Origin of the sequence: Serinicoccus marinus DSM 15273 (assembly GCF_008386315.1) — a bacterium.
GTDB lineage: Bacteria > Actinomycetota > Actinomycetes > Actinomycetales > Dermatophilaceae > Ornithinicoccus > Ornithinicoccus marinus.
The window spans coordinates 1,796,983-1,817,762 of record NZ_CP043808.1; the positions used below are offsets into that span (position 1 = coordinate 1,796,983).

At 70.9% G+C, this 20,780-nt stretch carries 12 protein-coding genes, 1 tRNA gene and 4 pseudogenes; 3 read left to right on the forward strand and 14 right to left on the reverse strand.

Going from position 1 to position 20,780, the window contains the following annotated elements; genetic code table 11:
- Positions 1–154: 154 nt before the first annotated feature.
- The 3 genes from uvrB to rpsA form a co-directional block, all read right to left on the reverse strand.
- Positions 155–2,263: an excinuclease ABC subunit UvrB gene (gene uvrB, locus FU792_RS08445; protein WP_022924062.1), complete on the reverse strand. Its 2,109-nt coding sequence runs from the start codon at positions 2,261–2,263 to the stop codon at positions 155–157.
- 97 nt (positions 2,264–2,360) lie between these two features.
- Positions 2,361–4,022, reverse strand: coding sequence for a BCCT family transporter (locus FU792_RS08450; RefSeq protein WP_022924063.1), 1,662 nt, complete (start codon positions 4,020–4,022; stop codon positions 2,361–2,363).
- A gap of 171 nt (positions 4,023–4,193) precedes the next feature.
- A complete protein-coding gene (gene rpsA, locus FU792_RS08455) occupies positions 4,194–5,663 on the reverse strand; it encodes a 30S ribosomal protein S1 (RefSeq protein WP_022924064.1) in 1,470 nt (489 codons plus the stop codon).
- Between the two features lie 160 nt (positions 5,664–5,823).
- Here rpsA and FU792_RS08460 point away from each other — a divergent pair, with 160 nt between their 5' ends.
- Both FU792_RS08460 and FU792_RS08465 read left to right on the forward strand, forming a co-directional pair.
- Positions 5,824–6,648: a class I SAM-dependent methyltransferase gene (locus tag FU792_RS08460; RefSeq protein WP_022924065.1), complete on the forward strand. Its 825-nt coding sequence runs from the start codon at positions 5,824–5,826 to the stop codon at positions 6,646–6,648.
- Between the two features lie 120 nt (positions 6,649–6,768).
- On the forward strand, positions 6,769–8,121 hold the full coding sequence (locus FU792_RS08465; RefSeq protein WP_022924066.1) for an ABC transporter substrate-binding protein: 1,353 nt from the start codon (positions 6,769–6,771) through the stop codon (positions 8,119–8,121).
- A gap of 121 nt (positions 8,122–8,242) precedes the next feature.
- Here the strand turns inward: FU792_RS08465 and FU792_RS08470 are convergent.
- From FU792_RS08470 to polA, 8 genes and pseudogenes are all read right to left on the reverse strand, one after another.
- Positions 8,243–8,964: pseudogene (locus FU792_RS08470) on the reverse strand (ABC transporter ATP-binding protein).
- Between the two features lie 53 nt (positions 8,965–9,017).
- A complete protein-coding gene (locus tag FU792_RS08475) occupies positions 9,018–9,956 on the reverse strand; it encodes an ABC transporter ATP-binding protein (RefSeq protein WP_022924068.1) in 939 nt (312 codons plus the stop codon).
- Complete coding sequence (locus tag FU792_RS08480; RefSeq protein WP_338101110.1) at positions 9,946–10,731, reverse strand: branched-chain amino acid ABC transporter permease; 786 nt, start codon at positions 10,729–10,731, stop codon at positions 9,946–9,948. Before FU792_RS08480 ends, FU792_RS08475 begins: the two co-directional genes overlap by 11 nt.
- A gap of 85 nt (positions 10,732–10,816) precedes the next feature.
- Positions 10,817–10,936, reverse strand: a pseudogene (locus tag FU792_RS18855) (branched-chain amino acid ABC transporter permease); the annotation flags it as partial.
- A gap of 11 nt (positions 10,937–10,947) precedes the next feature.
- Entirely contained in the window at positions 10,948–12,267 is a 1,320-nt protein-coding gene (locus FU792_RS08485; RefSeq protein WP_022924070.1) for a branched-chain amino acid ABC transporter permease, read from the reverse strand.
- A gap of 270 nt (positions 12,268–12,537) precedes the next feature.
- Positions 12,538–13,065 (reverse strand): hypothetical protein, encoded by a 528-nt coding sequence (locus FU792_RS08490; protein ID WP_149814691.1) that lies wholly within the window; start codon positions 13,063–13,065, stop codon positions 12,538–12,540.
- A gap of 396 nt (positions 13,066–13,461) precedes the next feature.
- Positions 13,462–15,003, reverse strand: coding sequence for a hypothetical protein (locus FU792_RS08495; protein ID WP_161600229.1), 1,542 nt, complete (start codon positions 15,001–15,003; stop codon positions 13,462–13,464).
- 180 nt (positions 15,004–15,183) lie between these two features.
- A pseudogene (gene polA, locus FU792_RS08500) lies at positions 15,184–17,897 on the reverse strand (DNA polymerase I).
- 19 nt (positions 17,898–17,916) lie between these two features.
- Between polA and FU792_RS08505 the strand changes: the two are divergent.
- Positions 17,917–18,372 carry a hotdog fold thioesterase gene (locus FU792_RS08505; protein WP_022924073.1) on the forward strand — a complete coding sequence of 152 codons (456 nt, stop codon included), beginning with the start codon at positions 17,917–17,919 and terminating at the stop codon, positions 18,370–18,372.
- Between the two features lie 56 nt (positions 18,373–18,428).
- Here FU792_RS08505 and FU792_RS08510 read toward each other — a convergent pair whose 3' ends face one another.
- From FU792_RS08510 to pyk, 3 genes and pseudogenes are all read right to left on the reverse strand, one after another.
- Positions 18,429–19,094 (reverse strand): ANTAR domain-containing response regulator, encoded by a 666-nt coding sequence (locus FU792_RS08510; RefSeq protein ID WP_022924074.1) that lies wholly within the window; start codon positions 19,092–19,094, stop codon positions 18,429–18,431.
- 56 nt (positions 19,095–19,150) lie between these two features.
- Positions 19,151–19,236 (reverse strand) — tRNA-Leu (locus FU792_RS08515).
- A gap of 60 nt (positions 19,237–19,296) precedes the next feature.
- Positions 19,297–20,756 (reverse strand): annotated as a pseudogene (pyk, locus tag FU792_RS08520) (pyruvate kinase).
- Positions 20,757–20,780 lie beyond the last annotated feature (24 nt).

Here is a 20,780-nt window from a genome sequence, read left to right on the forward strand (position 1 = left end):
CGGGCCGGATCGGAGGTCTCTCCCGCAGCCGGTCCCGCCCAGGTGGTGATCCGGGCGGACGGTGCCGATCTCGCCGGGCTCTGGGAGGCCGTGGTGACGACGAGGTCGCGAGGTGGGGATACTCCCCTCCGACGAACTCCCCCATGATGGCACGTCAGCCGGTCGCCTCCCGCATCTGACGCAGCTCCTTCTTGAGGTCGCCGATCTCGTCACGCAACCGGGCCGCCAGCTCGAAGTGCAGATCGGTGGCCGCCTGGTGCATCTGCTCGGTCAGCTCATGGATGAGCTGGGCGAGCTCGGTCGCCGGCAGCTGGTCACCGCTGCGCCGCTCGACCGCGCTCGTGCCCACGGTCGGCGTGCCCCGCCGGGAGGCCCCACCCTTGCCTCGGGACTGGCTGCGCCCGCTGCCCATGAGGGCCTGGGTGTCGGCGTCCTCGCGCTCCAGCATGTCGGTGATGTCGGCGATCCGCTTGCGCAACGGCGTCGGGTCGATGCCCTGGGCGGCGTTGTAGGCCAGCTGCTTGTCGCGCCGTCGGTTGGTCTCCTCGATCGCCTGCTCCATGGACGGGGTGACGGTGTCGGCATACATGTGGACCTGCCCCGAGACGTTGCGGGCGGCGCGGCCGATGGTCTGGATGAGCGAGCGGGCGGACCGCAGGAAGCCCTCCTTGTCCGCGTCCAGGATGCTGACCAGCGAGACCTCGGGCAGGTCGAGCCCCTCGCGCAGCAGGTTGATGCCGACCAGGACGTCGTACTCCCCCAGTCGCAGCTCCCGCAGCAGCTCGACGCGGCGCAGGGTGTCGACCTCCGAGTGCAGGTAGCGCACCCGCACCCCCTTGTCGAGGAGGTAGTCGGTGAGGTCCTCGGCCATCTTCTTGGTGAGCGTCGTCACGAGCACCCGCTCGTCCCGCGCGGTGCGCTCGCCGATCTCGTGCAGCAGGTCGTCGATCTGCCCCTTCGTCGGCTTGAGGACGACCTCGGGGTCGACGAGCCCGGTGGGCCGGATGATCTGCTCGACGTAGCCGTCGCTCTTGGCCATCTCGTAGTCACCCGGGGTCGCCGAGAGGTAGACGGTCTGCCCGATCCGCTCCAGGAACTCCTCCCACTTCAGCGGTCGGTTGTCCATCGCGCTGGGCAGCCGGAAGCCGTGGTCGACCAGGGTGCGCTTGCGCGACATGTCGCCCTCGTACATCGCGCCGATCTGCGGGACGGTGACGTGCGACTCGTCCAGCACGAGCAGGAAGTCCTCGGGGAAGTAGTCCAGCAGGCAGTTCGGCGCGGAGCCGGCCGACCGTCCGTCGATGTGCCTCGAGTAGTTCTCGATGCCGGAGCAGGAGCCGACCTGCCGCATCATCTCGATGTCGTAGGTCGTCCGCATCCGCAGCCGCTGGGCCTCGAGCAGCTTGCCCTGCTGCTCGAAGGCCTCCAGCTGGCTGGCGAGCTCGCTCTCGATCCGGGAGATCGCCCGCTCCATGCGCTCCGGACCGGCGACGTAGTGCGATGCGGGGAAGACATACATCTCCTGCTCCTCGCGGACCACCTCGCCGGTGAGCGGGTTGAGCGTGTAGAGCCGGTCGATCTCGTCGCCGAAGAACTCGATGCGCACCGCGAGCTCCTCGTACTGCGGGATGATCTCGACGGTGTCGCCGCGCACCCGGAACGTGCCGCGCGAGAAGGCCATGTCGTTGCGGGTGTACTGCATCGTGACGAAGCGGCGCAGGAGCTCGTCCCGCTCGACGGTCTCGCCCACCCGCAGCCGGGCCATCCGGTCGACGTACTCCTGCGGGGTGCCCAGGCCGTAGATGCAGGAGACCGAGGCCACCACGACCACGTCGCGCCGGGTGAGCAGCGAGTTGGTGGCCGAGTGCCGCAGCCGCTCCACCTCGTCGTTGATCGAGGAGTCCTTCTCGATGTAGGTGTCGGTCTGCGGGACATAGGCCTCGGGCTGGTAGTAGTCGTAGTAGCTGACGAAGTACTCCACCGCGTTGTGCGGCAGCAGCTCCTTGAACTCGTTGGCGAGCTGGGCCGCGAGCGTCTTGTTCGGCGCCATGACGAGGGTGGGCCGCTGCACCTGCTCGATCATCCAGGCCGTGGTCGCGGACTTGCCGGTGCCGGTGGCGCCCAGCAGCACGATGTCCTCCTCGCCGCCCTGCACCCGGCGCGCCAGCTCGGCGATCGCGGTGGGCTGGTCACCGCTGGGGCGGTAGTCGGAGACGACGCGGAAGGGACTGACCGTGCGTTGCAGGTCGGTGGTGGGGCGCATACCTCCACGGTAGCCCCCGGCACCGACAAGGGTGGCCCGGCCGCACGGCCGGGCCACCCTCGTCAGGTGCGCTCAGGAGCGCCTGCTCCGCTCAGGCTCAGCGACGCGGGGCCGGGTCCGGGACGCCCTCCATCTCGGAAGCCTCGATGGCGAGCTCGCGCGCCATGACCTTGCGCTCGATGCGCTCCTTCTCCCGGTCCTCGGCGACGAAGGCCTTGACCAGGGAGATGCAGATCCCGATCATCACCAGGGTGAACGGGGCTGCGGTGATGATCGCCATGGTCTGCAGCGAGGCGAGCCCGCCGCCCTCGACCCCGGCGACGGCGCCGGCCACGATGAGGACCGCGGCGATCGCGCCCTCCAGCACCGCCCACATGACGCGGCTCCAGACCGGCGGGTTCGGGTTGCCACCGTTGGCGATCATGTCGACGACGAAGGAGCCCGAGTCCGAGCTCGTCACAAAGAAGATGACGATCATGACGATCGCCAGCCCCGCGAGGAACGGTCCGCCCGGCAGGCCGTCCAGCATCTGGAACAGCGCCTCGTTGGTCGACACCGAGCCGTCCTCGCCGACCAGCGACCCGTCACCGAAGACTTGCCGGTGCAAGGCCGTGCCACCCATGATGACGAACCACGCCATCGTGAGCAGGGTGGGCACGAGCAGCACACCGGTGATGAACTCCCGGACGGTGCGGCCCTTGGAGATGCGGGCGATGAAGATGCCGACGAAGGGGGACCAGCTGATCCACCAGCCCCAGTAGTAGGTGGTCCAGCTCCCGAGCCACTCCGGGCCCTCCTCCTGGTAGGCGAAGGTGGAGAAGCTCATCGAGAAGAAGTTCTGCAGGTAGTAGCCGATGGACTGGACCATGTCGTTGAGCAGGAACAGGGTCGGACCCGCGACGAGCACGAAGATCAGCAGCAGACCGGCCAGCGACAGGTTGATGTTGGACAGCCACTTGATGCCCTTGTCCACACCGGAGACGACCGACGCGGTCGCCACCACCGTGATGCCCGCGATGAGCAGGACCTGCAGCCAGGCGCTGCTGTCCTCGACGAGGCCGACGAACTCCAGGCCGGCGGACACCTGGGCCACGCCGAAGCCGAGGGAGGTGGCGACCCCGAAGAGGGTGCCGACGATGGCCACGACGTCGATGACGTCACCGATCCAGCCGTCGGCGCGGTCCCCGAGGAGGGGACGCAGGGCGAAACGAATGGAGACGGGCAGCTTGCGACGGTGCACCGCGTAGGCGACGCCGAGCCCGACGATGATGTAGATCGCCCAGGCGTGCAGGCCCCAGTGCAGGAACGTCCTGCTCATGGCGGTGATCGCCATGTCGGCCTGGCTGCTGCCCTCGGCGGTTCCGGGCGGCGGCCCGGCGAAGTGGTTCAGGGGCTCCGCGACACCCCAGAACATCAGGCCGATGCCCATGCCCGCGCTGAAGAGCATGGCGAACCAGGAGCCGTAGCTGAAGTCGGGCGCGTCGTCGTCCTTGCCGAGCTTGATGTCGCCGTACCTGCTGATCGCGAGCCAGATGCTGAAGACGACGAAGAGGAAGGTGAGCAGCACGTAGTACCAGCCCACGGTGTTGACGATGTACTCGTTCGCCGCGGCGAGCGCGCTGTTCATGGTCGCGGGGAAGATGACCGCCGCCAGGACGAAGCCACCGACGATCGCGGCGGCAGGGTAGAAGACGCGTGGCGCCAGGCCGGTGCTGGCCGCCTCCTCCTGGGTGGGCGGGCTGTCGGTCGAGGTGGTCACGGATCGCCTCTCTTGCAGGGAAATCGTCGGTATCGATATCGTTCGCGCAGAAATTTTGGCAGCCTGCACATTATCACAGGAAAAAGTCAGCAAAATAGGGAAACGGGGCCCGACGAAAGAGTCGGACCCCGTTCCCGGGTCTGCCGGCGAGACCTGCTCACCGGCACCGGCTCAGTTGCCGGTCAGCTTCTCGCGCAGCGCGGCGAGCGCCTCGTCGGAGGCGAGGGTGCCGGCCTGGTCCTCCGGCTCGTCGGCGTTGCCGGCCGAGGAGGAGTAGGACGTGGACGCCGGGGCGACCTCGACACCGGTGGCGGCGTCGGCCTCGGTGGCCGCCTCGACCTGCGCCTTGTGCGCCTCCCAGCGGGCGTGGGCGTCGGCGTACTCCTTCTCCCACTTCTCCCGCTGCTCCTCGTGGCCCTCGAGCCACTCGTTGGTCTCCGGGTCGAAGCCCTCGGGGTACTTGTAGTTGCCCTGGTCGTCGTACTCGGCGGCCATGCCGTACAGCGTCGGGTCGAACTCGTTGGCGACCGCGTCGTTGGCCTGCTTGAGCGACAGCGAGATGCGACGGCGCTCCAGGTCGATGTCGATGACCTTGACGAAGACCTCGGCGCCCACGGTGACGATCTGCTCGGGCAGCTCCACGTGGCGCTCGGCCAGCTCGGAGATGTGGACCAGGCCCTCGATGCCGTCCTCGACCCGCACGAAGGCGCCGAAGGGGACCAGCTTGGTGACCTTGCCGGGCACGACCTGACCGATGGCGTGCGTCCGGGCGAAGGTCTGCCACGGGTCCTCGAGCGTCGCCTTCAGCGACAGGGAGACCCGCTCGCGGTCCATGTCGACGTCCAGCACCTGAACGGTGACCTCGTCACCGACCTCGACGACCTCGCCCGGGTGGTCGATGTGCTTCCACGACAGCTCGGAGACGTGCACCAGGCCGTCCACGCCACCGCCGAGGTCGACGAACGCGCCGAAGTTGACGATGCTGCTGACGACCCCGGAGCGGACCTGGCCCTTGGCCAGTTCCTTGAGGAAGGTGGTGCGGACCTCGGACTGGGTCTGCTCCAGCCAGGCGCGGCGGGACAGGACCACGTTGTTGCGGTTCTTGTCCAGCTCGATGATCTTGGCTTCGATCTCCTTGCCGACGTAGGGCTGGAGGTCGCGGACGCGGCGCATCTCGACCAGCGAGGCGGGGAGGAAGCCACGCAGGCCGATGTCCAGGATCAGGCCGCCCTTGACCACCTCGATGACGGTGCCGGTGACGACGCCGTCCTCCTCCTTGATCCGCTCGATCGAGCCCCAGGCGCGCTCGTACTGCGCGCGCTTCTTGGACAGGATCAGGCGACCCTCCTTGTCCTCCTTCTGGAGGACCAGGGCCTCGACCTCGTCGCCGACGGTGACGACCTCGGAGGGGTCGACGTCGTGCTTGATGGCGAGCTCACGGGAGGGGATGACACCCTCGGTCTTGTAGCCGATGTCGAGCAGGACCTCGTCGCGGTCGACCTTGACGATCACTCCCTCGACGATGTCGCCGTCGTTGAAGTTCTTGATCGTGGCGTCGATGGCCGCGAGCAGTTCCTCCTCAGAGCCGATGTCGTTGACAGCGATCTGGGAGGTGGCCTTCTCGGCCGTGGTGGCAGTCATGTAGTAGGGACTCCGATTGTGGACTGGAAGTATGGATGGATGTGTGCGGTGCCCGCCAGACCCCGTTCGCACCAGCGTCCGGGCACGCCGAAGGCGTTCGACAAGCCCGTCAAGACTATCCGGGCCGGGAGGCCAGGTCAAAGCGGTGCAGACTGGGGACATGGACGATCCGGCGCGCCCCGGCCCACCCGACCGTGTCGTACGTCGCAGCGCTTCGCACGAGGAGTCGCTCCGGGCGGGGCGCCGGTGGTGGGACCAGGAGGCCGAGGCATACCACGCCGAGCACGGCGAGGACCTGGGCGACGCCGAGCTGACCTGGGGTCCCGAGGGTCGCACGGAGACCGAGCTGCAGGCACTGGGGCCGCTGCGGGACCGGGACGTGCTGGAGGTCGGCGGCGGTGGTGGACAGGGGGCACGGTGGTGCGCCGGGCAGGGTGCCCGCGTGATCGGGTCCGACCTCAGCCTCGGGATGCTCGGGGTCGCCGCCCGGTTGGACGCGGCCACCGACGGCCCGGCCCCGGTGGCCCAGCTGCAGTGCGACGGTGCGGCCCTCCCCCTGGCCGATGCGTGCGTCGACGTCGTGTTCACGGCGCACGGCGTCCTGGCCTTCGTGCCCGACGTCGAGGGCGCGCTGCGTGAGTGGGCCCGCGTCGTGCGCCCCGGCGGACGCGTCGTCTTCTCCCTCCCCCACCCCTTCCGCTGGGTCTTCCCCGACGTGCCCGGTCCCGATGGGCTCCTCGCCCGGCACAGCTACTTCGACCGGCGGCCCTACGTCGAGGAGACGGTGAGCGGGCGGGCGACCTACACCGAGCACCACCGCACCCTCGGGGACCTCGTCCGGGCGGTCCGCGCGGCCGGGCTGGTGCTCGTGGACCTCCTCGAGCCCGCGTGGGCGCCCGGCCGCCGCGACTGGGGCGGATGGAGCGAGACGCGTGGGACGCTCCTGCCCGGGACCGCACTCCTGGTCACCGAGCGTCCCGGGTGAGCACCTCACGTGGCGGCAAGGTCACAGTTTGGTGACGAAGGCCTCCTGACCGGCCGTGATCGGCCTAGGCTGAAATCCCGTGGACGGGCAACGACGCCCCCCGAACCGAAAGAGGAACACATGCGTAGGACGACCCATCTCAAGGCGATGGCGGCACTGTCCGCCGTGGCCCTGCTCGCCGCGTGCGGCGACGGCGGCGAGGACACCGGTTCCGGCGACACCGCCACCGAGGAGAGCTCGGAGGAGGGCGCCGAGGAGGAGACCAGCGCGGAGGAGGAGGGCTCCGAGAGCGAGGAGCCGGCCGCCGGGGGCGACGGCAACACCTCTGACACCTTCACCTTCGGCTACGTCCTCCCGGAGACCGGACAGCTGGCCTTCCTCGGCCCGCCCCAGATCCAGGCCCTGGGCCTGGCCATCGAGGACATCAACGCCGCCGGCGGGGTCCTGGGCAACGAGGTGCCCGACGCGGTCGCCGGTGACGAGGCGGGACAGGAGGCCGCGGCGCAGCAGGCGGCCGACCGGATCCTCGCCGAGCAGCCCAGCGCCATCGTCGGCGCAGCGGCGTCGGGCATGTCCCTCGCGATCATCGACCGGGTGACCGGTGCCAACGTGATGCAGTGCTCCGGCTCCAACACGGCGCCGACCTTCACCGACTACCAGGACGACGGGCTCTATGTCCGGACGGCTCCCTCCGACGCCCTCCAGGGCCCGGTGCTGGCCAACACGATCGTCAACGACGGCTACAGCAACGTCGCCATCGTCGCCCGTGCCGACGACTACGGCTCGGGCCTGGCCGACGCCACGGCCACCGCGCTGGAGAACGCCGGAGCCACCGTCTCGCTCAACGAGACCTACGACCCGTTGGCCCGTGAGTTCAACGCGGTCGTGTCGTCGGTCGAGGCGGCAGAGCCGGACGCCGTCGTGGTCATCGCCTTCGAGGAGGGCGGCCAGATCCTGCAGGGCATGTTCGAGGCCGGGCTCACCCCGGACGCCGTGGGCGTCTACGGCGCGGACGGTCTGCGGTCGGCGGACCTGGGCAGCATCGTCAACGAGTCCGATCCCAGCGTCATCGCGGGGATGAAGGGCACGGCCCCCGCGTCCGCGGACAACCCCGACTTCATCACCCGGCTGCAGGAGTTCGCGCCGGACCTGGAGGAGACCCAGTTCGCCCCGCAGGTCTACGACTGCGCCGTCACCATGGCGCTGGCCGCCGAGGCCGCCGGGTCGGTGAACGCCGCCGACTTCAAGGCCGAGGTCAACGGCATCACCAGCGAGGGCACCGAGTGCACCTCCTTCGAGGAGTGCAAGGGGCTGCTCGAGGACGGTGAGGACATCGACTACAACGGTGCCAGCGGCCCGCTCGACTTCACCGACGCCGGTGAGCCGGGCACGGCGACGATCGAGGTCTACGAGTTCGACGACGCCGGTGAGCTGCAGTCGGTCGAGACCGTGGAGTCCAACCCGAGCGAGTGAGCGCTGCGGTCGGGGTGGTCCTCACAGCCGCCCCGACCGCCCGGACACACGAGCGGCCCGGCACCTCCTGGGTGCCGGGCCGCTCGGCTGCGTGGTGTGCCACCGGCGGGTGGTGCAGCTCTCAGTCGTCGGAGATCCGGGCCAGGGTGCCGAGGTAGAGCTCGATGACCTTCGGGTCGTTCGCCAGCTCCTCGCCGGTCCCGGTGTAGGCGTCCTGGCCCTGGTCGAGGACGTACGCCCGGTCCGAGATGTCCAGGCACTGCCGGGCGTTCTGCTCCACCATGAGCACGGACACCCCGGCCGAGTTGATCCGTGACACGGCCTCGAAGACCGAGTCCTGCATGAGCGGCGAGAGGCCCGCCGACGGCTCGTCCAGGAAGAGCACGTGCGGCCCGGTCATGAGGGCGCGGCCCATCGCCACCACCTGGCGCTCGCCGCCGGAGAGCGACCCGGCGCGCTGCGCCCGCCGGTCGGCGAGGAGCGGGTAGAGGTCGCTCACCTCGGCGAACCGGGCGGCATACTCCTTGGGCCGCAGGTAGAGGCCCATCTGGAGGTTCTCCTCCACGGTGAGCGAGGGGAAGACGTTGTTGTTCTGGGGCACGTAGCCCAGCCCGGTGGCCACAGCTTGTGGGCGGGGCGCGAGGTGATGTCCTCCCCGTGCAGCATCACCCTGCCCGAGCGCACCGGGACCAGCCCGAACATCGCCTTGATGAGCGTCGACTTGCCCGCGCCGTTCGGGCCGATGATGCCGATGAGCTCCCCCGGCCGTACCTCGACCGAGCAGCCCCGCAGGATGTCGACGTCGGGGATGTAGCCCGCGACGAGCTCCTCGGTCCACAGCACCGGCTCGGCGGAGGTGCCGCCCGTCGCCGAGTCCTCGAGCTGGCCGTCCACGCTCACCGCTCCTCCTCCGTCGGCAGTGCCCGGTGACTGCCCAGGTAGGCCTCGATCACGGCCGGGTCCTTGCGGATGTCGTCCGGACGGCCCTCCGCGATCACCTTGCCCTGGGCGAAGCACACCACCCAGTCGCTGATCGACATGATGACGTCCATGTCGTGCTCCACGAGCACGATCGTCATGCCCTCGTCGCGCAGCGCCTCGATGTGACCCAGCAGCGACTGGGTGAGGGCGGGGTTCACCCCCGCCATCGGCTCATCGAGCAGGATCATCTGCGGCTCGACCATGAGGGCCCGGGCCATCTCCAGCAGCTTGCGCTGCCCGCCGGACATGGTGCCGGCGAACTCGTCGCGCATGTGTGTGAGGTTGAACCGCCCGAGCAGCTCCTCGGCGCGACGGCGGATCGACGCCTCCTGGGCCGCCCAGGTCGGGCGGAGCAACGCGGCGATCAGGCCCTCGCCGCGTTGCCCGGTCGCCCCGAGCATGAGGTTCTCCAGGCTGGTGAGGCGGGTCAGGGCCTTGGTCAGCTGGAAGGTGCGCACCATGCCCTTGCGCGCGATGCGGTGCGGCGGCCGCCCGGTGACGTCGCTGGCGTCGAAGGACCAGCGCCCGCTGTCGGGCCGGTCGAAACCCGTGATGAGGTTGAAGAAGGTCGATTTGCCCGCACCGTTGGGCCCGATGAGCGCGGTGATCGTGCCCCGCTGCACCTCCAGGTGCTCCACCTCGACCGCGCGCACCCCGCCGAAGTGTCGCGCCATGTCGTCGGCGACGAGGATCGGATCCGGCTTGGCGACCCCGGGCGTGCTGGCGACCCCGGCGAGCGCCTCGGCGGCCCGTCGGGCCCCCACCGACGGTTCGGCTGCGGACGCGTGAGCACGCTCCTGCTCGTGCGCCGCCTCCCGTTCCGCGACGAGGTCGGCGTGGGTGTCATCGGACATCGAGACGCAGCTCCTTCCGGTTGCCGATCAGCCCGGCGGGTCGGAACATCATCAGCAGCATGAGGCCGAGCCCGACGGCCGCGAAGCGCACCGCCCCGATGTCGCTCGGCACGAGCAGGCCGCCGGGGATCCAGCCGGCGGACATGGCCGAGCGCAGGAAGGCGTCGAGGAAGGTCAGCAGGAACCAGAAGACGACCGAGCCGATGATCGGTCCCAGCACCCGGCTCGCGCCACCGAGGATCATGATCGTCCACAGGTAGAACGTGATGATCGGGATGAAGGCGTCCGGGGTGATGGCCTGGCTGTTGATGGCCAGCAGCGCTCCTGCCAGCGCGCCCAGGACGCCGCCGAGGACGAGCGCCTGCATCTTGTAGGCGAAGACGTTCTTGCCGAGGCTGCGCGCGGCCTCCTCGTCCTCCCGGACGGCCCGCAGGACCCGCCCCCACGGGCTGTGGACGAGCAGCCAGACGAGACCCGCCGCGAGGAAGGTCGCCCCCCAGGCCACGGTCATCAGCCACAGCGCGCGCTCACCGAAGCGCAGCGGCCCCAGCTCGAGCGGGCCGCTGAACGGGTTGAGCTCGTAGAAGCCACCGGCGAACTGGACGAGCCCGAAGACACCGCCGGTGACCGGCTCGGCGAACGAGGAGCGGTAGAGGTAGCGCAGCACCTCGGCGGCGGCGATCGTCGCGATGGCGAGGTAGTCCCCGCGCAGCCGCAGCGTCGGCACCCCGAGGATCAGCGCCAGCACCACGGCGCAGGCCATGCCGACGAGCACCCCCGCCCAGAGGGGGAAGCCGAAGGAGAGGGACCGAGATCGCGGTCCCGTAGGCCCCGACCAGCATGAAGCCGACTTGGCCGAAGTTGAGCAGCCCGGTGTAGCCGAAGTGGATGTTGAGCCCGATGGCGGCCAGGGCGTAGATCGCGGCCTCCGGGCCGAGAGCGCCCCGGATCGCCACCGCGAGCACGGACAGCAGGTCCATCGTCCTCCTCCTCAGCCGACCCGCTCACGCCGGCCCAGGATGCCCTGGGGCCGGACGAGGAGCACGATGATCATGACCAGCAGCGCCCACATGTAGGCCAGCGACGCGGGGAACCACAGGGTGGACAGCTGGGACACCAGGCCGATGACCAGCGAGCCCAGCATGGCGCCGTAGGCGCTGCCCAGCCCGCCGAGGATCACGCCGGCGAACATCAGCAGCAGCAGCTCGAAGCCCATCTCGCTGTAGATCGCCTGGGTCAGCCCGAAGAACACCCCGCCGATGGCCGCCAGCGCACCGCCGAGCACCCAGACCACGAGGATCACCCGCTGGACGTCGATGCCGGAGGCCTGCGCGAGGTCGCGGTTGTCGTTCACCGCGCGCATCGCCGTGCCGATCCGGGTGCGCTGCAGCATCACGGCCACGCCGATCATGATCGCGAAGGCCAGCACGGTGATGATGAGGTCGCGCGGGGTGATGCGGACCGGGCCGAGGGTGAGGGCGCTCTGCAGCGAGTACTCGTCGTACTGCTGGCGGCGCGAGCCGAAGACGATGAGGACGAGGTGGCGCAACAGCAGCGACAGCCCGATGGCCACGATGAACATCTGGATGAGACCGGCCCCCCGCCGTCGCAGCGGCCGCCACAGCGTCACCTCGAAGCCTCCGGCGACGGCTCCGCCGACGACCATGGCCAGGACCGCGGCGATGATGATGGGGAGGTTGCCGGGCGAGGTGCTGAGGAAGTAGGCGGCCACGGCGCCGATCGTCACGAACTCGCCGTGCGCGAAGTTGATGAGCTTGGTGGTCCCGAAGACCAGCGACAGGCCGACGGCGGTGATGGCGATGATCGCGCCGAACTTGATGCCGTCCACCACCAGCTGCAGGATCCTGGCGACCGGGATCCCTCCGCCGCCCTCGTCCACCTCGCCCGTGCCGAGCTGGAAGATGACGCCCTGCGAGGCGCCCGGCCGCACCTGGACGCCGTCGAGGACCTCGCCGCCCTCCTCGCGCGGGGCGACACCCTCGGGGAGGCCGGCGACGTCGAGGGTCACGGTGTAGGCCCCCGGTCCGGGCAGCGGGACCGACCACCTACCCTCCGCGTCCGTGGTGGCGCTGCCGATCTCGGCCCCGTCCTGGGTCACCGTGACGGTGACGCCCTCCACCGGCTCCCGGTCCGGGTCGCGCAGCGTGCCCTGCACGGACTCGGCGGCATCCGAGCTGCTGCTGGCCACGGGGGCGGCTGCCGAGGCGGCGGGCGTGCCGGAGGGCATGCCGACGCCGAGGAACAGACCCAGCAGGACGGCAGCGAGCGCTGCCCACAGGCGGGCGGTCACGGGATCTCCTTCGATGCGGACATCGGGAGTAAACCACACGTCAGGCGCCCTGCCCAGCACGGGGAGGTCACGGTCTGGGCTTGACGCCGGGGCACGTTGCGTCAAGCCGTCTCACCACTCGTCGGCCTCCTTCCCGGCGTTTCAGGCCTACCGCTGCTGACCGGCGGGACCGGGCCCCGACACGCGGCATGTGTGGTGTGGGCGGTGTGTCTGTACGCACCAGGGAGGCTCGCCGCGGAGCGGCACCGGGCAGGGAAGGTGAGCCCCTGCTCAGAAGGGAGGCTCGTCGCCGGGCGGGGTGCGCCAGCCGGTCGGATCCGGGTCAGCGGTGCGGCGTCGAGGCTCTGAACCGGCCCCGGACGCCGTTCTGGCCTCCTGTGCAGACCCCCTGCGCCGGGTCGGGCCGGCACACGGCAGCAGGCCCGGTGCCCGCATGGCCTGCCCCGGTCGTCTGCTCGGCAGTGCTCTTTTCTGCTCCGAGGACTGCTTCGGGGGTCGGGTGGTGGGGTCGGCGCCGTCGCGGCGGCGGCCGGTTGCTGTGCGGGTGACCCACATCCACCCCGACAGTGGCCCGCCGTGCTCACCGGTGCCGGGTGGTTGTTCGGCGTCGGTGAGGAAGGCGCCGGGACCCCGGTGGGCGAGGGCGGCGTAGAAGGCGCGGTTGAGCAGGTCGCGCCGGGTGTGCAGGTCCTGCCGCAGCGCCGGGTGCTCGTCGCCGCGGGCGGCGTCCACCGGCGCGGCCCGGTCCAGGAGGGCCTCCAGGTCTGGTGCTGCCTGTGCGCCTTCCGGCGCGGTCACCGGCGGCAGCCTTGCGGAGTCCGTGGCCGTACTGCCGGTAGTCGTGTGCCCGGGTCGTCTCGGTCTGGCCGAGCAGCGTGGTCCAGGTCAGGTCACGCAGGTCGTTGACCTCGGCGAGAGCGCGTCCGAGCGTCTTGAGCTGGTGGGCGGACTTGCCCAGCGCGAGGAGGTTGGTCTCCGCGGTCGGCCCACCGGATCCCTCCGGTCCCCAGGGGGTGACGTGGTCCAGCTCGCACACCGTCCCCGGCTGACGGGTGCCGGGTGCCCGGGAGAAGACGTCGGCGGCCAGGACCTGGCGGCGCATCGCCGCGTCCGGGCGGTACGTGGTCACAGACCGCTCGACCAACCGACCGTCCGCGGGATCGGTCAGCAGCCTGGCCATCGTCGTGCCAGGCATCAGCGCGAGCTCGCGGACCTGCCCCGGCCAGAGGTAGGCCGGATGCCGACCGAGCACCAGGCCGACAGGGCTGTCCACCGCGCCCGGATGGGCAGAGTCCTCCCGGCGAGGGGGGTCCACCGGATACCTGCCTGGGTCACCCGGGCGGGCCGGTGCGCAGAGTCCTCCCGCTGGATTGGGCCTGAGGGATCCCCCGCGGCGTCGTGAACGCCACCCGTCCCTGCGGCGCAGGTGGAGCAGGCGGCTCGGCCGGCCAGCGCGTCCCAGGGGACGACGACCTGCAGCTCGACGGTCGGCATGCCGGTCGCGACCCGCGCGATGGCCTCCAGGTCAGGCGTGACCAGATCGGCCCAGCCCTCCGGCGCGGCCCCGTCGTCTGCCGCCGCGGAGGCAACCGTCGAGGCGGACGTGGCACGCTCATCACCCAAGACGTCTTCCGCCAAGGGGGCCCGGGTGCCGCAGCCCCTCTGGAGCTCGGGGTCATCGACTCCATTCCCCCTCCCGGACTTGGGGTCAGGGGTACCGCCCACCGTGCCGCGCTCGGGGGCGCAGGTGCCGCTAGATGTCCCGGGCTCCAGGGCGTGCGCACCGGTCGCCGTCCCGGACTCAGGCTGGCGAGTGCTGCTCGCTGCCTGGGTCTCGGAGTCTCGGGCGTCGGTCGCCGTCCCGGGCTCGGGCGACCGGGCGCCTGGGCCTGCCTCGGACGGACTGCCGAGGTGGTCCGGCACCGGGAGCCGTCCGTGGACGATGAAGGCGGTGAGCACGTCGGAGCGGAGCTGGTCCAGGGTGCGGGGGTCGCCCTGCTTGCGCAGCAGCCGGGCAGCGCGCTCGACCCGGGCGTGCGCCGCGATCAACGAGATCGCGGGCCCGGTCGCCTCCAGGGTCGCCGTCCCGTCGTCGTGGACCGTGATCCTCGCGCGACGCTCCCGGTAGGCCCTGCTGCGCCGTTCCCGCTCGGCCACCACGTCGCTCCCCTCGGCCCGGGTCGCCTCCCGTGCCAGCGCGGCGGTGTAGTCCGCCTCGTGCCACGGCCCCTGACGCAGCTCACCCTCGGGTGTCAGCCGCTCGGCCACGACGACGTGCGGGTCCGTGCCGAACAGTCTCTCGGCGACCAGCAGCGCCCCGTCGACCTCCAGCGAGCCGCACCGCCGCCAGAACGCCCTCGCCATGTCCCACGACACCTCGCCCCGGTCCAAGGCACCCAGCACCGCCGCCCGCACCCCGACCGACGCGCACGCCAGACCCACCAGGTGCCGCGCCTGCGTGACACCCATCCCCAGCCGCGCCTGCACCTCGGCGCACGCCGCCCGCTTCGTCTCCGCCCGCCACCTCGCCCGCTGACCGTCGGTCAGCTCCTCCACCGAGACGAACCCCTTCTGCGCCAGCACCGCAGCACCGGTCACCGCCACCACCAACCGCGCCGCCTCGACCAGCCGCGCCTCCAGACCCGAACGGGCCGCCGCCACAGCCCCGAGCGCACCCAGCGCCGCCTCCTCCGCCGACCCCTCCGACTCGATCGCCGCGACCGCCACGCCCCTCACCCCCTCAGATGAAGCACCTCGTCCTGATCCCACCAGGCTAATCGAACACGTGTTCGATGTCAAGAGCCCCAGACGGACAGCGAGCAGGTAGGGCGATGCATGACGATGGTGGGCGCACCCCCGTCGATAGCGTGAGCCGAGTCCCGCACCCTGCGGCGTGTCTCCGACGCCTCGCCCGGGTCAGTGGGCGGCGTCGTGCCAGCTCCGGCCCAGGCCGACGCTGACGTCGAGCGGCACCGTGAGGTCGGCCGCCGCCCCCATCTGGGCACGGACCAGCTCCTCGACCTGCTCCTCCTCGCCGGGGGCGACCTCCAGGACGAGCTCGTCGTGCACCTGGAGCAGCATCCGGGAGGCGAGGTCAGCCTCCCGCACGGCGGCCTCGGTGCGCAGCATCGCCACCTTGATGATGTCGGCCGCCGAGCCCTGGATCGGGGCGTTGAGCGCCATGCGCTCCGCCATCTCGCGGCGCTGCCGGTTGTCGCTGGTGAGGTCGGGCAGGTGTCGCCGCCGACCCAGGATGGTCTCGGTGAAGCCGGTCCGGCGTGCCTCCTGGACGACGTCGCGCAGGTAGTCGCGGACACCGCCGAAGCGCTCGAAGTACTCCTCCATGAGCTCCTTGGCCTCGGCGGTGGAGATGCCGAGCTGCTTGGAGAGGCCGAAGGCGGACAACCCGTAGGCCAGGCCGTAGCTCATCGCCTTGACCTTGGAGCGCATCTCGGGCGTGACGTCGGCCTGGTCGACCCCGAAGACCCGGGCACCGACGAAGCGGTGCAGGTCCTCGCCCTCCCGGAAGGCGTGGATCAGCCCCTCGTCACCGGACAGGTGGGCCATGATGCGCATCTCGATCTGGCTGTAGTCCGCGGACATCAGGGACGCGTAGTCACCCGCCCCACCGCTCCCGACCACGAAGATCTCGCGGATCCGACGACCGGCGGCGGTGCGGATGGGGATGTTCTGCAGGTTGGGCTCGGTGGAGCTGAGCCGCCCTGTCGCGGCGATCGTCTGCTGGAAGGTGGTGTGGATGCGCCCGTCGTCGGCGACCGCCTTGATGAGGCCCTCGGCGGTCACCCGGAGCCGGGTCACGTCCCGGTGCCGGAGCAGTGCCTCGAGGAAGGGGTGCTCGGTCTGGGCGTAGAGGCCAGCGAGGGCGTCGGCGTCCGTGGTGTACCCGGTCTTGGTCCGGCGCGTCTTCGGCAGGCCGAGGGTCTCGAAGAGCACCGTCTGCAGCTGCTTGGGCGAGCCGAGGTTGACCGTGTCGTCGTCAATGGCGTTCCAGGCGTCCTGCTGGGCCTGTGCCACCCCGTCGGCGAATTCCTGCTCGAGGGCGGTCAGGGCCGGCAGGTCGACGGCGATCCCGGCGCGCTCCATGCGGCGCAGCACCCCCACGAGCGGCAGCTCGACCTGCTGCAGCAGATGCCGCTCCTCCTCGTCGGCCAGCTCGGCGTCGAGGGCGTCCGCCAGGTCGTGGACCGCCCGTGCGTGCACCATCGCCGAGCGTGCCGCGGCCTCCCGGGCGTCTTGCTCCCCCTCGTCGAAGGAGAGGTCGAGCTGGCCCTGCGGGGCCCGCGCCCCCGCCCCCTCGGCCTCGAGCCGCAGCTCGCGGTGGAGGTAGCGCAGGGCCAGGTCGGCGAGGTCGTAGGAGCGCTGGTCCGGCCGGACCAGGTAGGCGGCGAGAGCGGTGTCGCTGACGACCCCCTCGACCGGCAGCCCGACGGCCTCCAGCGAGGCCACCTGCTCCTTGCCGCCGTGCAGCGCCTTGGTCCGGTCCGCGTCGGCCAGCCAGGCGGCCAGGGCCGCCTCGTCCGTGGGCTCGAGGTCGGACAGGTGCAGGTAGACCGCCTCCTCCGGCCCGGCGATCGCCAGCCCGGTGGCCTCACCCGGTCCGGCGGCGGTCCGTGGGTCGGCGTCGACGACGACCGCCAGCCGGCCCTGCGCTCCCGGGGCCTCGAGCCACCCCGGGAGCGCACCGGCGTCGAGGACCGTCCCCGCGACCTCGATGCCCTCCTCGGCCTCGGTCTCCGCGGACTCCAACGTCGAGAAGAGCCGCTCGCGCAGCACCCGGAACTCCAGGCCGTCGAAGACCCGGTGCACCTCCTCCCGGTCCCATCCCCGCGCCTGCAGGTCGGCCACCGTCAGCTCCAGCGGCACGTCGGCCACGAGCTGGTTGAGCCGGCGGTTGCGCAGCACCTGGTCCAGGTGGTCCCGGGTCGCCTGCCCCGCCTTGCCGGGCAGCTGGTCGGCATGGTCCACGATGCCCGACAGGTCGCCGTGCTGGGCGAGCCACTTCGCCGCGGTCTTGGGACCGACGCCCGGCACGCCGGGCAGGTTGTCCGAGCTCTCCCCCACCAGGGCCGCGAGGTCGCTGTAGCGCTCCGGCCGGACGCCGTACTTCTCCTCCACCGCCTCGGGGGTCATGCGCCAGGTCTCGGAGACACCGCGGACCGGGTAGAGCAACAGCGTCCGGTCGTCCACCAGCTGGAAGGCGTCGCGGTCCCCGGACACGATGACCACCTCCATCCCCTCCTCCGCGCCTGCGTGGTCAGGGTGGCGATGATGTCGTCGGCCTCGTAGCCGTCGACGTCCAGGTGCGCGATGCGCAGGGCGTCCAGGACCTGCTTGACGAGGTCGACCTGCCCGACGAACTCCCCCGGCGTGCTCGATCGACCCGCCTTGTACTCGGCATACTCCTGAGTGCGGAACGTCTGCCGCGACTTGTCGAAGGCGACGGCGACGTGCGTCGGCGCCTCGTCGCGCAGCACGTTGATGAGCATCGAGGTGAAGCCGTAGACCGCGTTGGTGTTCTGCCCGGTCGTCGTGGAGAAGTTCTCCACGGGCAGCGCGAAGAAGGCGCGGTAGGCCAACGAGTGTCCGTCCAGCAGCAGCAAGCGACTCACGCATGGCAGCCTATGTCCCATGACCGACAGTCCGACGCCTCGGCCCCCGGCGGATGCCGCTGCGACCCCCGGCTCCCCCGCACCGGCCGACGTCCCCCGGGGCGCTCTCGCCGAGCGGATGGGTATGCGTCTTGTCCGGGTCGGGGCCGAGCGCACCGTGGCCACGATGCCGGTGGCCGGCAACACCCAGCCCTACGGCCTGCTCCACGGCGGGGCCTCTGCCGCTCTCGCCGAGACCGTGGGATCGGTCGCCGCGGCCATGCACGCCGGCGAGGGGCGGATCGCGGTCGGGGTGGACCTCAACGCGACCCACCACCGGGCCGTGCGCGAGGGGGTCGTCACCGCCGTCGCGACCCCGCTGTCCCTCGGCCGGTCGGTCGTGTCCTACGACATCGTCGTCACCGACGAGCAGGACCGCCGGGTGTGCACCGCACGCCTCACCTGCGCGCTGCGGGAGCGGCCCCCGGGCGGCTGAATCGGTCGCCCTGACCCGGTCGGCTCATGGCTACTTCTTGGGGCTACTTCGTGGGGCTACTTCTTGGCGGGCATGCCCGAGATCACCGCGTCGGCGACCTCGCGCATGGAGAGCCGGCGGTCCATCGCCGCCTTCTGGATCCAGCGGAAGGCGTCCGCCTCGCTCAGCTTGAGCTGGGACATGAGCAGCCCCTTGGCGCGGTCCACCTGCTTGCGGGTCTCGAACCGCTCGCCGAGGTCGGCCACCTCGGCCTCGAGGGCCTTGCGCTCGGCCCAGCGGGCCCGCCCGATGTCGATGGCGGGGAGCACGTCGGCGGCGTTGAAGGGCTTCACCACGTAGGACATGACCCCGGCGTCACGGGCCCGCTCCACGAGGTTCTTGTCGCTGAACGCGGTGAGCATCACCACCGGCGCGAGCCCGTCGCGGCCGATCTGCTCGGCCGCGGTGAGCCCGTCCATCCCCGGCATCTTGATGTCCATGACGACGAGGTCCGGCGACGTCTCCTGGGCTAGTGCGACCGCCTGCTCGCCGTCGGCGGCCTGGCCCACGATGGTGTGGCCGGCCTCGGTCAGCATCTCGGCGAGGTCCATCCGGATCAGCGCCTCGTCCTCGGCCAGCAGGATGCGCATCCCCGTCTCCGCGCCCTCCGCGCCGGAGGTCTGCCTCTCGTCGGCCTCGGGCACCGGCTGGTCCTGCTCCCCCTGCGGCGTCGTCTCACTCACGTCTGGCACCCTATCTGTCGCGTCTCACCCCGGCCAGCACGTCGCGGACCGGGGGCTGGTGCCGGGAGCGGGACTCGAACCCGCACGCCCTCTCGGGCAGAGCATTTTGAGTGCTCCGTGTCTGCCATTCCACCACCCCGGCAGGTGGTCGGCGCGGTCAGGCCCACGCCCAGAAGCCGGTCCGAGCATACCGGCACCACGCTCACACCTCGGGGTCCTGGGTGTAGGCCGGGGCCTCCCGAGGATGGCGTCGCCCACGCGGTGCATCCGCAGCGCGTTGGTGGTGCCCGAGACCCCGGGGGGCGAGCCGGCCACGATGACGACGACATCGCCCGCGGTGCAGCGCTCCTCGCGCAGCAGCGTCTCCTCGACCTGCTTGACCATCTGATCGGTGTGCCACACGAAGGGGACGAGGAAGGTCTCCACACCCCAGGTGAGAGCCAGCCGAGACCGAGTGAGCTGCTCGGTGGTGAACGAGAGCATGGGTGTCGTGGGGCGCACCCGGGCCATGCGGGTCGTCGTGTCGCCGCTCTTGCTGAAGGTCACGAGGAACTTCACCTGCTCACCGAGGGCGTCGGCGAGCGAGACCGCGGCTCGCGTGACCGCACCGCCGGGGGTCTTCGGCTTGGTGGTGATCGGCGGGATCCGGTGCATCCCGTGCTGCTCGGTGCTGCAGATGATGCTCGCCATCGTCTCCACCGCCCGGATCGGCCAGGCGCCGACGGAGGTCTCCCCCGAGAGCATGATCGCGTCTGCCCCGTCCAGCACGGCGTTGGCGCAGTCGCTGGCCTCGGCCCGCGTCGGGCGCGGGTTGTCGACCATGGACTCCAGCACCTGGGTGGCCACGATCACCGGCTTGGCCTTCTCCCGGCACAGCTGGATGGCGTCCTTCTGCACGAGAGGCACCTGCTCGAGCGGGAGCTCCACCCCCAGGTCGCCACGCGCGACCATGATGCCGTCGAAGGCATCGACGATCCCGGCGAGGTTGTCCACCGCCTGCGGCTTCTCGATCTTGGCGATGACCGGCAGCCGACGGCCCTCCTCGTCCATGATCCGGTGCACGTCTTGCACGTCGTCGGCCGAGCGCACGAAGGACAGGGCGATGAAGTCCACCCCGCTGCGGACCGCCCAGCGCAGGTCGTCCTCGTCCTTGTCCGACAGGGCCGGGACGCTCACCGCGGCACCAGGGAGGTTGATGCCCTTGTTGTTGGAGACGACCCCGCCGACCACCACCTCGCACACCACGTCGGTCGCCGTGACCTCGGTGGCCCGGAGCATCACCTTCCCGTCGTCGATGAGCAGGTCGTCCCCGGGAGCGACATCGCCCGGCAGGCCGGGGTAGGTCGTGCCGACGCAGTCCTGGTCGCCGGGGACCTCCCGTGTGGTGATGGTGAAGGTGGACCCCGAGCGGAGGGTCACCGGGCCCCCGGCGAAGGTGCCGGTGCGGATCTTGGGGCCCTGCAGGTCGGCCAGGACGGCGACCGCGTGGCCGGTGGAGTCGCTGGCCTCGCGGACCTTGATGTAGCGCTCGTAGTGCTCCTCGTAGGAGCCGTGCGAGAGGTTGAGCCGGGCCACATCCATCCCGGCGGTGACGAGCGCCTCGATCTGGGCGGAGGAGGCGGTGGCGGGGCCGAGGGTGCAGACGATCTTCGCGCGACGCATGGGGCAAGCCTAGTGGTGCGGGGG

Coding starts and splice junctions, on each gene's coding strand:
- uvrB (WP_022924062.1), bottom strand. CDS start 2,263: ATGCGCCCCACCACCGACCTGCAACGCACGGTCAGTCCCTTCCGCGTC.
- rpsA (WP_022924064.1), bottom strand. CDS start 5,663: ATGACTGCCACCACGGCCGAGAAGGCCACCTCCCAGATCGCTGTCAAC.
- FU792_RS08460 (WP_022924065.1), top strand. CDS start 5,824: ATGGACGATCCGGCGCGCCCCGGCCCACCCGACCGTGTCGTACGTCGC.
- FU792_RS08465 (WP_022924066.1), top strand. CDS start 6,769: ATGCGTAGGACGACCCATCTCAAGGCGATGGCGGCACTGTCCGCCGTG.
- FU792_RS08475 (WP_022924068.1), bottom strand. CDS start 9,956: ATGTCCGATGACACCCACGCCGACCTCGTCGCGGAACGGGAGGCGGCG.
- FU792_RS08505 (WP_022924073.1), top strand. CDS start 17,917: ATGACCGACAGTCCGACGCCTCGGCCCCCGGCGGATGCCGCTGCGACC.